A 13039-nucleotide genomic window follows, 5' to 3' on the forward strand; every position below is an offset into this window, starting at 1 on the left:
CTTTATTTTCTTCTCAAGGAGATGCGGATGACACAGTATTTGATTGCCCCTTCGATTCTCTCGGCTGACTTTGCCCGTCTGGGTGAAGACACGGCAAAGGCGCTGGCCGCAGGTGGAGACGTGGTGCATTTTGACGTGATGGACAACCATTACGTGCCCAATCTGACCATGGGGCCGATGGTGCTCAAAGCACTGCGTAACTATGGCATCACCGCACCGATTGACGTGCATCTGATGGTGAAACCGGTCGACCGTCTGGTCCCTGACTTTGCCGCCGCCGGGGCAAGTATCATTACTTTCCACCCGGAAGCCTCCGAGCACGTTGACCGCACCCTGCAGCTGATCAAAGAGCAGGGCTGTAAAGCCGGGCTGGTTCTGAACCCGGCCACGCCGCTGAGCTATCTCGATCACGTGATGGATAAACTGGACGTTATCTTGCTGATGTCGGTTAACCCGGGCTTTGGTGGTCAATCCTTTATCCCTCACACGCTGGATAAACTGCGTGAAGTGCGCCGCCGCATTGATGAATCCGGTTTTGATATTCGTCTCGAAGTGGACGGTGGTGTGAAGGCCAGCAACATTCGTGATATCGCTGCCGCTGGCGCCGATATGTTTGTTGCAGGCTCTGCTATCTTCGACCAGCCGGACTACAAGAAAGTGATTGATGAAATGCGCAGTGAACTGGCAAAGGTAAGTCATGGATAAATTGCAGGCAATTCGCGGGGTCGCATTTGACCTCGATGGGACGCTGGTCGACAGCGCACCGGGTTTAACCGCCGCGGTGGATAACGCGCTGTACGCGCTTGAACTGCCGCAGGCGGGTGAAGAACGCGTCATTACCTGGATTGGTAACGGGGCCGATGTGCTTATGTCACGGGCGCTCACCTGGTCGCTACAGGAACGTAATGCACAGCGTGCGGCGTCAGGAAAACCGGCGGCGAACGCCAATGATATCCCCCAGGATGAGCAGGCCTTCATGCTGCGTAAACTGTTTGACCGTTACTACGCCGAGTCGGTCGAAGAGGGCAGCTTCCTGTTCCCGGACGTTGCCGAGACGCTTGAGGTTCTTCATGCGAAAGGCTTGCCGCTGGCGCTGGTAACCAATAAACCGACGCCGTTTGTCGCCCCCCTGCTTGAAGCCCTCGGCATTGCCCATTATTTCAGCGTGGTCATCGGTGGTGACGACGTGCAGAACAAGAAGCCTCATCCAGAACCGCTGCTGCTGGTGGCGGAGAAGCTGGGTATGGCGCCCAATCAACTCTTGTTCGTCGGGGATTCCCGTAACGATATTCTCGCGGCCCAGGCGGCAGGCTGTTGCTCTGTTGGCCTGACGTATGGTTACAATTATGGCGAAGCGATTACCTTAAGCGAGCCGGACTACGTGTACGACCGCTTCAACGATTTACTGCCCGCTCTCGGGCTTTCGCACAGTGAAAATCAGGACGTGAAACATGACTAAGCCCATCGTATTTAGTGGCGCACAGCCCTCAGGTGAATTGACCATTGGTAACTACATGGGTGCGCTGCGTCAGTGGGTCAACATGCAGGATGATTACCACTGCATCTACTGCATCGTTGACCTGCATGCCATCACTGCGCGTCAGGACCCTGAGAAGCTGCGTAAAGCCACGCTGGACACGCTCGCACTTTACCTTGCCTGCGGGATCGATCCTGAGAAAAGCACCATCTTCGTTCAGTCTCATGCCCCTGAGCATGCACAGCTGGGCTGGGCACTGAACTGCTATACCTACTTCGGCGAACTGAGCCGCATGACGCAGTTTAAAGACAAATCAGCGCGTTACGCTGAAAACATCAACGCCGGTTTGTTTGACTATCCGGTGCTGATGGCGGCGGACATCCTGTTGTACCAGACTAACCTGGTGCCGGTGGGGGAAGACCAGAAACAGCATCTGGAGCTGAGCCGCGACATCGCGCAACGTTTCAACGCCCTTTACGGCGATGTCTTTAAAGTGCCTGAGCCGTTCATTCCGAAATCCGGTGCCCGCGTGATGTCTCTGCTGGAGCCGACCAAGAAGATGTCCAAGTCTGACGATAACCGCAACAACGTTATCGGCCTGCTGGAAGACCCGAAATCGGTGGTTAAGAAGATCAAACGTGCCATGACCGACGGTGATGAGCCGCCGGTGGTGCGTTACGACGTTAAAGAGAAAGCGGGTGTCTCCAACCTACTTGACATCCTCTCTGCGGTGTCAGGCAAGAGCATTCCTGAACTTGAGCAGCACTTCGAAGGCAAAATGTATGGTCATCTGAAAGGTGAAGTGGCAGAGGCCGTTTCCGGTATGCTGACTGAACTTCAGGAGCGCTACCATCGTTACCGCAACGATGAAGCTTTCCTGCAAAAGATCATGAAAGAAGGTGCCGAGAAAGCCAGCGCACACGCATCTCAGACGCTGAAGGCCGTGTACGAAGCGATTGGGTTTGTCGCCAAACCATAACGGTACACTCACCAACATGAAGAGGGCTCAGGCCCTCTTTTTTTGTATTAAATTCAGTAAATTAATGCCGATGGTTATTAATGGTTAGCGTGACGCGGTTGGCACGACAAAACAGTTCTGAAACGTGCACCGGTTTACTGTTCTGGTCGAAGGCAATTTTACTGATGCGAAAAAGAGGCTCCCCTAGCTCACATTTGAGCCATTTCGCCTGAGAACGGGTCGCGGCAAAGATATCAATCGTTTTGTTGTCGCTAATGACCTGAGTGTCGTAGTGCTTCTGGAAAATCTGGTAGGTCGACAGGCCATCGTTGTAATGGTTATCAAATTCCGGGTAGCGCGACAGGGGTATCCATGAGCTGTCGATAAACAGCGGTTCTTTATCGAGATACATGACGCGGCTTAAATGGAACACCTCGCTATTTCCGGGAATATTGAGTTTCTCGCAAAAGGGGGCCGCGCTTATCCGCGCCTGCTCAATCACTTTCTCTTTGGTGGGTTTCCCCTGTGAGACGCCAAAATCGGTAAAACCACTCACGGTCAGGAGCGCGTTCTCCACTTTTTGACTCTGCACGAATGTCCCTTTACCCTGCCAGCGAATCAGCACACCATCTGACACCAGGTCGCTTATGGCTTTACGTATCGTAATCCGGCTGACGTTGTAAAGCGTACACAGTTCGGTTTCGGTGGGGATCTGCTGCCCGGCTTTATAGATTCCCTGCGCAATGTCATCCAGTAAACGCTGGCGTACCGTGGCATAGAGTAATTGATGAGAATAGCGATCCGTAGCTGGCATGACTCAACCCTGATATGAAGAGAATAGAGCGATTATAGGGTTGTTTATCAGCCAGTCATAGATCGCAGGCATGAAGTTCAAATCCCCCATGCCTGCGTTCCACTACCATGCGCCATGGTACTGAATGGTACGCGCCGCACTCTGCGTACCCTGTTCCATGGCCTGCGAAAGCGAGTTGTTATTCGCCACCGCACACAGGAAGCCCGCAATATACGAATCGCCTGCCCCCATGGTATCGACCACCTTTACCTCGAGGGCGGCCTGACGCCAGAACTGCCTGCCGTCCCAGGCGATACTGCCCTGTTCACCCAGCGTCACAATCATCATGCCTGCCCCCTGTTCAACGCTTGCCTGCATGCGTGCCTGTAAATCAGCATCTTCCTGCTGCGCCGAGGCGAAGACGAAGTCGAGATGAGGCAATAGGGAAGGCCAGAGCGGACTGTCCCATTTATCGGCGAAGTCAAAGGCGGTGAGTTTACCGGCAGCATGCAGTCGGGGAAACGCACTCTCCGCATGCCCCCAGATAGCAGAGTGAATAATGTCATAGCCCGCAAGCCAGGCGAAATCGTGCTCTTCCAGGATGAAATCTGCCATGACACCTTCGGTGTACTCGCCCAGCACACGATCGTTACCTTTCATCTCCACCTGTGTTTGCGCGGTGACGCCACATTTCACATGCACGTGACGAGTGTCGACGCCCGCTCTGGCCATGTCCGCTTTTAGCATCCGGCCATACTCATCTTCCCCAACCCAGGTCACGCAGCCAGGCTTCATGCCGTAGCGGGTGCTGTAAACCGCGACGTTCACGGCATTGCCACCGGAAAACGCTTTGCCGAGGTGCGGGTAGATATCGACGCAATTATCGCCGAGGGTAGCCAGCCGTTTCATGCATTCGCCTCCGGCAGTAATGCGCGAAAGCGCGCCAGCGCCTGGCGGGCGAACAACCGTGGCTCATTCATGTACATGGTCACCAGCTCTATCGTGCAATAGCCTTCGTAGCCACTGGCAATGACATCGCGCATCAGTTCGGTCAGCGGCATTTTTCCTTCGCCGGGAATATAGTGGCTATCACTTGATCCATCGCTGTCGACGATATGCAGGTGGCGAAGTTTTTTCCCCAACTTGTTGAAGTAGCTCATTACCGGTTCGCCCTGCACCCAGGGGGCACAAATATCTATCATACTGAACAGACGCGGCGAGGGGACGAGGGAGAAAGCGCGCAGTACGTCATTGGCGTTGCAGACCACGTTTGATTCATACGGCGTGAGCGGTTCAAGCACCAAATCCATTTCAATCTCCTGCGCATAGTCGCACAGCTCGTGCAGATTATCGGCGAGGCGCTGCCAGATAACCTCGGGTGTGGTTAAGTACCCTGCGTGTGCAGCGGAGATTAGCGTGAACCCCGCGTTCATCTCTTTAGCCATGTCCATTGCCAGCTTAATCATATCGAGACTTTCACGGCGCATCCGTTCGTCCCCCAGCATCATATTCCACGGGTAGCCGTTGGTTTCGGGGGTATAGCCAATGATCGGTAAATCATAGGTTCGGGCAAGGTCTTTGATTTGCTTAATCCCACCCGCTTTTAGATCGGGGGCGAAGGCGTGCGGACGCCCGCCCCACAGCTCGATGCCGTCATAGCCCAGTTCATGCGCGTCGCGAAAGGCGTCTTCAAGTGGTAAACGCTGGTGACCGCAGGTAAACATGCCTGTTTTCATTGCTGTTCTCCTTTTAAAGAAAGCCGGCCTCTGATGGACCGGCCAGTTAAAATCAGTACTCAACCAGACCGCCGTAATAGCGGCGTTCATCCGGGTTGTGATCTTTGTAAATGGACAGGTAGTAGCAGAGCCACTCCATGGGAACGAACATCAGGAAAGGTGCCAGCCAGGGGTGCAGGCCCTGGGCAATGTCGGCGTAATCAATGACGATGACGTTATCGGTACGCGCTTTCACGAAGCGGATGGCGCGCTCGGTGGTATGGCGACTTTCATCGTTGCCCAGCAGGAACAGGAAAGGTACGCCAGGTTCAACGACCTCGAGCGGGCCGTGACGGAACTCACCGCTCTCGATGACCGAGCCGTGGGTCCAGGTAAACTCCATCAGGGTGACAATCCCCTCTTTGTAACCCAATGGACGCAGCGGACCGGCGGAGACGGTGTAGATCATCGGCCATGAGCTTGCCTGCTCGCCCAACTGACGACCTTTCTCTTCCCAGTTGCGCACCAAATGACCCAGCGCCTGCGGCAGTTTTTGCAGATCGGTTTTGATTTTGCCGATTTCCGCGTGCGGTGCGCGGCGGGTGATCATCTCCAGTACCACGCTGTAGCAGAGCAGCAAGTGGATTTCCCAGATGCAGTCAGCCTGGTAATCCACGACATACTCCACCGGCTCGGCGATCGGGCTATCCGCTTTTTTAGTGATGGCGGCGGTGAGCGCGCCGCAGGCACGACCTAATTCCAGCGCTTTAATGACTTCTTCGGTTTTGCCGTAATCCGACACGCCGATCACTGCACAGCGGCTGTCCAGACGATGCGGCGTGTTATCGCAGAACTCCCAGCCTGAGAGAGCATAAACCTGTAAATCTGAAAAACGATCTGCAAGGTGCTTCGCCGTTTGCGCAGCATTGAGTGGCGATCCGCAGGCAACGAAGTAGATCCGGTCGATATCGCGGTGGATCATCTCATCGACGATGCGATGAACGCGAGGAACGTCCTGCTGCAGAACTTTCTCCACTTCCGCCACCATATTCTCAGTGACCAGGAAATCCACGGTGCTTTTATCAATATCCAACATGTAACGTTTCTCCAGATGGGTTTACGAAAGTGCGGCCAGACGACGATTGCGCCTTTCCCAGAAGGCATAGGCGGGCAAGCCGGTGGCGATAACAATCAGGGCGCAGACCAGACCAGGAATGGGCGCCCAGACAAAGGTAGAGGCGACAAGGATCAGGCTTGAGCAGATGGCGAGGAACGTCATCAGGCCAAACAACGGGGTACGCCAGAGCGGTTTGTAGTCGTCGCGTTTGCGACACCAGATAATCGAGCCGAAGGTGAGGGTGTTTTTAAAGCACATCACCAGCGTGAAGTAGCCGAGCAGGCTGGTCAGGTCGGAAACAAAGATAAAGAAGATCCCGAGCGCGCCCTGTAAAACGATCGACACATCCGGGGTGTTGTATTTCGGGTGGACGTGAGCGAAACATTTAAAGAAGAGCTTATCCTTCGCCATCGCGTACTCCAGTCGCGGCTGATACATCACACAACTGGAGAGAGAGCCGAGGATGACAATCATCGCGGTGATAGCCACAAAGATGCCCGCGGTGCTACCCAGCGCAGGGATATAGGTCAAGGCATCAGAGATGGGCGTTTCTGAGGCCGCCAGTTTTTCAAACGGCATCAGGCCGGAGATAACCAGTGCCAGCAGCGAATAGAGCACCAGTACCAACAAACAAGAACCAATCAGGGCACGCGGCATGGTCTTGCCAGGGTTTTTGATCTCCCCTGTCATGTAGCAGATAGACGCCATGCCGGTATAAGACCAACTGGTGGCGGAAATCCCGGCCAGTAACGCCATGATGCCGGACGCCGCAGTGACGGTCCCACTACCGGGCGCAACCGTAAAATTATCGGACTTGAACCAGAAAATGCCGATGCCAATAACAATGGTGAAGGGAATTATCTTGGCGATAGTGATCAGCGTCTGAAACGCGGCGCCCCCCTCAACGGAGCGCAGATGGAGCAGCATAAACATGATGATGAGCGCCGTTGCCAATAGCTTGCCGGTCAGCGGATCGAGCGGTATCAGGAAGCCGAGGTTGCTCACCACCGCCAGCGCCATAATGGAGAGCGAGGGAGCGTCATTCGCCCAGAAACTGGCCCAGCCGGAGAGAAACGCCAGCGGGCGGCTGCCTGCATTTTTTAAATAGACATAATCTGCACCGTTTTCAGGGTAGGCAGTGGACAGTTCCGCATAAACGCACATTTGCGGAATGACGATCAGGCCGCCGATCACGAACGCGAGCACGGTTAACCATGGTGTACCCGCCGCTTTTGCGACTTCACCTACTGAAACGAAAATACCGGATCCGACGGTGGTACCGACGGCTATAGCGAGCACGGCCCAAAAGCCCAGCTTGCGTTGGAGTTCCTGGCTTTCCATATCAATACCTTTTTTAGAATGTTGTAGGGTCAAGAAGGGTCGCCGAAGCCATCAGACATCAAACCGATTTTTGCTATATGACGACACATAATCAATATAACAACACATGATGAATTGTGATGTGGAGAAAGATCACAAAAACGACAGTTGTGGAGGGCGGAATAAACGAGATTTTTTTAACTAGATGATTTTATGCAGAAAAAAGGACCGCTGATGCGATCCTTTTTTGGAGGAGGGCTAAAACCACTTCAACTTATCGCGCAGACCCACCACGCGGCCAACGATAATCAGTGCCGGGCTGTCTACCTGCTGCGCCAGTTCGCCGAGCTGCGTTAACACGCCGCTGACGACACGCTGCTTCACGGAGGTGCCGTTTTCCACCAGCGCCACCGGCATATCGGCCTGCATGCCATGTTCAATCAGCTTCTGCTGGATGGTGGCGGCCTGGTTCAGCCCCATGTAAAACACCAGGGTCTGCTTCTCTGCGGCCAGGTTGGCCCAGTCCAGCTCGCCGCCGGTCTTAAGGTGCCCCGTGACCAGGCGAATGCTTTGCGCATAATCGCGATGCGTCAGCGGAATGCCAGAGTAGGCGGAGCAACCGGATGCCGCAGTGATGCCCGGTACTACCGAGAAGGGTATCCCGGCATGGCACAGGGTTTCTAACTCTTCACCACCGCGGCCAAAGATAAACGGGTCGCCGCCTTTGAGGCGCACCACGCGTCTGCCCTGTTGCGCTTCGCGCAGCAGAATCTGGTTGATCTCTTCCTGCGGGACGCAGTGATATCCGGCGCGTTTACCGACGAAAACACGGTCGGCATCACGGCGCACCAGATTCATAATTTCATCGGAGACCAGGCGGTCATAGACCACCACATCGGCCTGTTGAATCTGCTGTAGCCCCTTCAGCGTCAGCAGACCCGGATCGCCAGGGCCTGCCCCCACCAGCACGACTTCACCGCGATGATCCAGCGGTTCGGCCAGCAACTGCTCGGTGATTCCTTCAACCGCCGCGCTGTCCTGGTTCGCCAGTGACTGCGCAAGCCTGTCATTTACAAACAGCTTTTCCCAGAAACGACGGCGTTCAGCGACGCTGGCAAAGTGGTCTTTCACCCGGCGGCGCAGTTTACCGGCATAGCGGGCGACGTGCCCAAGATGCTGCGGCAGAATCGATTCGAGCTTTTCACGCAGCAGACGGGCCAGTACCGGCGAAGTGCCGCCTGAGGAGACGGCTACCATCAGCGGCGAGCGGTCGATAATCGAGGGCATGATGAAACTCGCCTGTTTAGGCGCGTCTACCACGTTACAGAAAATGCGGCGGGCTTCGGCTGCATCGCTGACCTGCTGGTTAACCGCTTCATCATCGGTCGCGGCAATCACCAGCCAGCAAGGATCGAGGAGGCTTTCGTTAAAATGACCTTCCACCAGCGTTAACATTCCTTCGCTCGCCCAGACATGAAACTGGGGAACAAAGGCGAGCGAGTTCACGGTGAGTCGTGCACCAGCGTCCATCAAAAGTCGGGCTTTACGTTCTGCGACATCGCCACCGCCGACCAGCAGGCAGTCGCGTTCGCGTAATTGACAAAAAATGGGTAAGTGGTCCACGACATCACCTCAAATACACGTCATTCTGCGAGCCGCAGAGGCATTGGCTACCTGCGGCTCCCGTTATTCGTGTCTTTATTAGTTGGTTGTAATTGGTTGGCTCTTCGCTGTCTTCTCTACGGACGGGCGTTCGGCTTTTGGCGTAGCATACCAGTAACCCAGGCCCATAAACACGGCGCCGGAGAAAGTATTCCCGAGGGTGACCCACAACAGGTTGTGACCAATACCGGACAGGGTGTAGGCGTCGCTGTGATGACCAAACCAGGAGAGGGCGAACAGGGTCATATTGGCAACGGAGTGCTCGTAGCCGGAAGCGATAAACGCCAGCAGACACCACCAGATAGCGAGGAATTTGGCCGCTCCTTCAGTACGAATGGCCATCCAGATCGCAAGACACACTAACCAGTTACACAGTGCCCCTTTGAAGAACAGCACGCCTGCGGGCGCACTGGTTTTTGCCAGCGCAGCGGTGTGGACAAGGCTGGTATCAAGTGGCAACAGGCTACCGCCGCCCCAGTTGTACAGCAGGGCCACCAGAAAAGAACCTAACAGATTACCCAGCCAGGTTTGCGGCAGGATGGTCCACATTTGCCCCTGGCTGATGGTGCCTGCTTTAACGCCCAGGGTCAGGAACATGGTATGGCCGGTAAAGAGTTCGGAGCCGGCGATAATCACCAGCGTTAACGCGATGCCGAAGGTTGCTCCCATCACCAGTGGACGCACGGCGGGGTCAAGCAGATTGCCGAGGGTAAATATTAAAATTATCCCTAAGCCAACATAAGCGCCTGCCATGGCAGAGCTTATCCAGAAGGAGAGGGGGTTATTGGCCGAGAGGCGTGCAATGCGCGCAGCGTTAGCCGCACATTTATTAATCGTGTCTGTAAACATTTGATTATCCCTTACACTTTATCCTTCGCGCTGCCTCTTTGTTGGCTGCCTTCATTCACCCAAGTCATAGAGTTAGCTATGCTCCTGGGGATTCGTTCAGTTGCCGCCGCGATGCAGCACAAATGATTTCGTGTAAAAAGTGGAAAAGCTCCCGAACGGGAGAACATTTTAATACGGGGGCATTGCACCCCCGCTGAAAATTACGCTTTAAGCTGCACCACACCGTCTTTTACACGGGCGTCAAAATGGGCCACAGAACGCGTTTCGTCTTCCATGCACAATCCGTCACGTAAACGGAAATGCTGTTTTTTCAATGGACTGGCGACCCACAACTCGCCATTGTGCTCGCCAATCAGGCCGCGAGATAGCACGCTTGCCTGGAAGAACGGGTCAATGTTACTGATGGCATACACCTGCTCGTCATGGCGCGGGCGGAAGATGGCCACTTGTTTGTCATTCAGCAGGGCGCAGACCCCTGTTGCCGGGACGATATCGTCGATTTTGCAGACCGTGTTCCACTGGCTCATACGGTTTCCTCCACTAACATAACCGGAATACGTTCATACGGGGTGGCCGGGCGATGTTGTTCACGCTCTGGCACTACCTGTACCGCCGGGTCGCGTTTGTCGCTGTTGATAAAGTGTTTGAAGCGAACCTGCGCCTGCGGATTGTTGACGGTCTCCGTCCATTCACAAATCACGGCGTCGCGCAGACGGGCCATTTCGGCTTCAAGCTGGTCATTAAGACCCAGTTTGTTGTCGATGATGACGCTCTTCAGATAGTCAATGCCGCCTTCCAGGTTATCCAGCCACGGCGCGGTACGGGTTAGTTTGTCCGCGGTGCGAATGTAGAACATCATGAAGCGGTCGAGGTATTTGAGCAGGGTTTCACGGTCGATATCCGCCGCCAGCAGATCGGCATGACGCGGTTTCATCCCACCGTTACCGCATACGTACAGGTTCCAGCCTTTTTCCGTCGCGATGATGCCGACGTCTTTGCCCTGCGCTTCCGCACATTCACGGGTACAGCCGGAGACACCAAACTTCATTTTGTGCGGGGTACGGATGCCTTTGTAGCGGTTTTCCAGCTCGACGCCAAAGCCCACGCTGTCGCCAACGCCGTAGCGGCACCAGGTGCTGCCCACGCAGGTTTTCGCCATACGCAGCGCTTTGGCATACGCGTGGCCTGTTTCAAAGCCTGCTTCGATCAACTGACGCCAGATTTCCGGCAGGTCATCTTTCTGCGCACCAAACAGACCGATACGCTGGGAACCGGTAATTTTGGTGTAGAGGTTAAATTCGCGGGCGATACGGCCCACTTCCATCAATCCTTCCGGAGTGATTTCACCACCGGCAGAGCGAGGGATGACAGAGTAAGTCCCGTCTTTCTGGATGTTCGCCAGGAAGTTATCGTTCGTATCCTGCAACGGGGTGTGCTGCGGTTTCAGGATATAGTCGTTCCAGCAGGAGGCCAGCAGCGAACCCACGGTCGGTTTACAAACTTCACAACCGTACCCTTTACCGTATTTCTCCAGTAATTCATCGAAAGACTTAATGCCTTCCACGCGAATCAGGTGATACAGCTCCTGACGGGAGTAAGCGAAGTGTTCACACAGATTGTTGGTGACTTCGATACCCTGTTTCGCCAGTTCTGCATTCAGTACCTGAGTGACCAGCGGGATACAACCGCCGCAGCCGGTACCGGCTTTGGTTTCCGCTTTCAGCGCCGCAACGGTATGGCAGCCTTTGTTGATGGCGGCGACCAGCATGCCTTTGGTGACATCGAAGCAAGAACAGATTTGCGCGCTGTCCGGCAGTTTATCGACACCAATTGAAGGCTTACCGCTGCCTGCATGGGACGGCAGGATCAGCGCGTCCGGGTTTTCCGGCAGTTCAATGGCGTTCAACACCAGCTGCAGCAGGTTGCCAAAATCACTGGTATCGCCCACCAGCACGGCACCAAGCAGCGTTTTATTGTCCGGGCTGACGATAAGACGTTTATAGACTTCTTTGCTCTCGTCGAGGTAAACGTAGCTGCGTGCACCCGGTGTGCGACCATGTGCATCGCCAATGCCGCCGACGTCCACACCCAGCAGCTTCAGCTTGGCGCTCATGTCGGCACCGGCGAAGGCGTTAGCGTGACCGAGGATATGGTCGACGGCAACCTGAGCCATTTTGTAGCCAGGGGCAACCAGGCCATACACGTGGTTATCCCAGCTGGCGCACTCGCCAATCGCGTAGATATCCGGGTCGGAGGTCTGACAGGTATCGTTAATTTTGATACCGCCACGCTGAGCCACGTCAAGCCCACACTGGGTTGCCAGTTTGTCACGTGGGCGAATACCGGTAGAGAAGACGATGAAATCGACTTCAAGATCGGTGCCGTCAGCAAAGCGCATCGTTTTGCGGGCAGCGGTTCCTTCCTGAACGATCTCTTTGGTATTTTTGCTGGTGTGCACGCGCACGCCCATGCTTTCGATCTTGCGTTTAAGCTGTTCGCCGCCCATCTGATCGAGCTGTTCAGCCATCAGCATCGGGGCGAATTCGATAACGTGTGTTTCGACGCCTAAGTTTTTCAGTGCACCGGCCGCTTCCAGGCCGAGTAAGCCGCCACCGACCACCGCCCCACGTTTGCTACGGCGGGCACAGGCTTCGATGGCATTCAAATCTTCAATAGTACGGTAAACAAAGCAGTCCTGGGTTTCGGAGCCTTTGATTGGCGGGATCCAGGGATAAGAACCGGTCGCCATGATCAACTTGTCGTAATAGACAGTACGACCGGCGCTGGAGTGGATCACTTTCTCCTGACGGTTGATAGTGATAGCACGCTCGCCAACCAGAACGTTGACGCCATGCTTTTCGTAGAACCCTTCACGTACCAGCGACAGTTCTTCGGCAGTGTGATGCGAAAAATAGGAAGACAGGTGAACGCGATCGTAGGCTTTACGGGGTTCTTCACAAAAAACGGTAATGTCGAACTGACTGGCGTCGGCTTTGTCGAGAAGATCCTCAACAAAACGGTGGCCGACCATGCCGTTACCGATTATAGCGAGTTTGAGTTTGCTCATTTTTGCCTCGATTTCTTTTCTATTACTGCCTACCTTAACGATTCAGCAGGGGTAGTTATTGATGTACATCAATTACACCTT

At 54.8% G+C, this 13039-nt stretch carries 12 protein-coding genes; 3 read left to right on the plus strand and 9 right to left on the minus strand.

Translation table 11 applies throughout. The annotated features are described in order from the left end of the window. Nucleotides 1–27: 27 nt before the first annotated feature. Genes rpe through trpS form a run of 3 tightly spaced genes read left to right on the plus strand, consistent with a single transcriptional unit; the run spans nt 28 to nt 2456 of the window. Nucleotides 28–705, plus strand: coding sequence for a ribulose-phosphate 3-epimerase (gene rpe, locus ACUY4Q_RS02010; RefSeq protein WP_458045483.1), 678 nt, complete (start codon nt 28–30; stop codon nt 703–705). Then, nucleotides 698–1459, plus strand: coding sequence for a phosphoglycolate phosphatase (gene gph, locus ACUY4Q_RS02015; RefSeq protein WP_458045484.1), 762 nt, complete (start codon nt 698–700; stop codon nt 1457–1459). Before rpe ends, gph begins: the two co-directional genes overlap by 8 nt. Next, the gene (gene trpS / locus ACUY4Q_RS02020; protein ID WP_458045485.1) at nt 1452–2456 is read left to right on the plus strand and encodes a tryptophan--tRNA ligase; all 1005 of its coding nucleotides are present in this window, start codon (nt 1452–1454) and stop codon (nt 2454–2456) included. Before gph ends, trpS begins: the two co-directional genes overlap by 8 nt. A gap of 61 nt (nt 2457–2517) precedes the next feature. Here trpS and ACUY4Q_RS02025 read toward each other — a convergent pair whose 3' ends face one another. The 9 genes from ACUY4Q_RS02025 to nirB all read right to left on the minus strand — a co-directional run bounded on the left by ACUY4Q_RS02025 (nt 2518) and on the right by nirB (nt 12958). Next, entirely contained in the window at nt 2518–3249 is a 732-nt protein-coding gene (locus tag ACUY4Q_RS02025) for a GntR family transcriptional regulator (protein ID WP_458045486.1), read from the minus strand. Nucleotides 3250–3351: 102 nt separating this feature from the next. Continuing rightward, nucleotides 3352–4137, minus strand: a complete 786-nt coding sequence (frlD, locus tag ACUY4Q_RS02030) for a fructoselysine 6-kinase (protein WP_458045487.1) — start codon at nt 4135–4137, stop codon at nt 3352–3354. Then, a complete protein-coding gene (frlC, locus tag ACUY4Q_RS02035; protein WP_458045488.1) occupies nt 4134–4964 on the minus strand; it encodes a fructoselysine 3-epimerase in 831 nt (276 codons plus the stop codon). Before frlC ends, frlD begins: the two co-directional genes overlap by 4 nt. Nucleotides 4965–5016: 52 nt before the next feature. Further along, entirely contained in the window at nt 5017–6039 is a 1023-nt protein-coding gene (gene frlB, locus ACUY4Q_RS02040; protein WP_458045489.1) for a fructoselysine 6-phosphate deglycase, read from the minus strand. Nucleotides 6040–6060: 21 nt separating this feature from the next. Then, entirely contained in the window at nt 6061–7401 is a 1341-nt protein-coding gene (frlA, locus tag ACUY4Q_RS02045) for a fructoselysine/psicoselysine transporter FrlA (protein WP_458045490.1), read from the minus strand. 237 nt (nt 7402–7638) lie between these two features. After that, nucleotides 7639–9003, minus strand: a complete 1365-nt coding sequence (gene cysG / locus ACUY4Q_RS02050) for a siroheme synthase CysG (protein WP_458045491.1) — start codon at nt 9001–9003, stop codon at nt 7639–7641. A 78-nt stretch (nt 9004–9081) separates the two neighbouring features. Continuing rightward, nucleotides 9082–9891: a nitrite transporter NirC gene (gene nirC / locus ACUY4Q_RS02055; protein ID WP_458045492.1), complete on the minus strand. Its 810-nt coding sequence runs from the start codon at nt 9889–9891 to the stop codon at nt 9082–9084. 200 nt (nt 9892–10091) lie between these two features. Beyond that, nucleotides 10092–10418 carry a nitrite reductase small subunit NirD gene (nirD, locus tag ACUY4Q_RS02060; RefSeq protein ID WP_458045493.1) on the minus strand — a complete coding sequence of 109 codons (327 nt, stop codon included), beginning with the start codon at nt 10416–10418 and terminating at the stop codon, nt 10092–10094. Next, entirely contained in the window at nt 10415–12958 is a 2544-nt protein-coding gene (gene nirB / locus ACUY4Q_RS02065) for a nitrite reductase large subunit NirB (RefSeq protein WP_458045494.1), read from the minus strand. The genes nirD and nirB overlap by 4 nt, the downstream gene beginning before the upstream one ends. Nucleotides 12959–13039 lie beyond the last annotated feature (81 nt).

The organism is Phytobacter cepae (assembly GCF_054165735.1).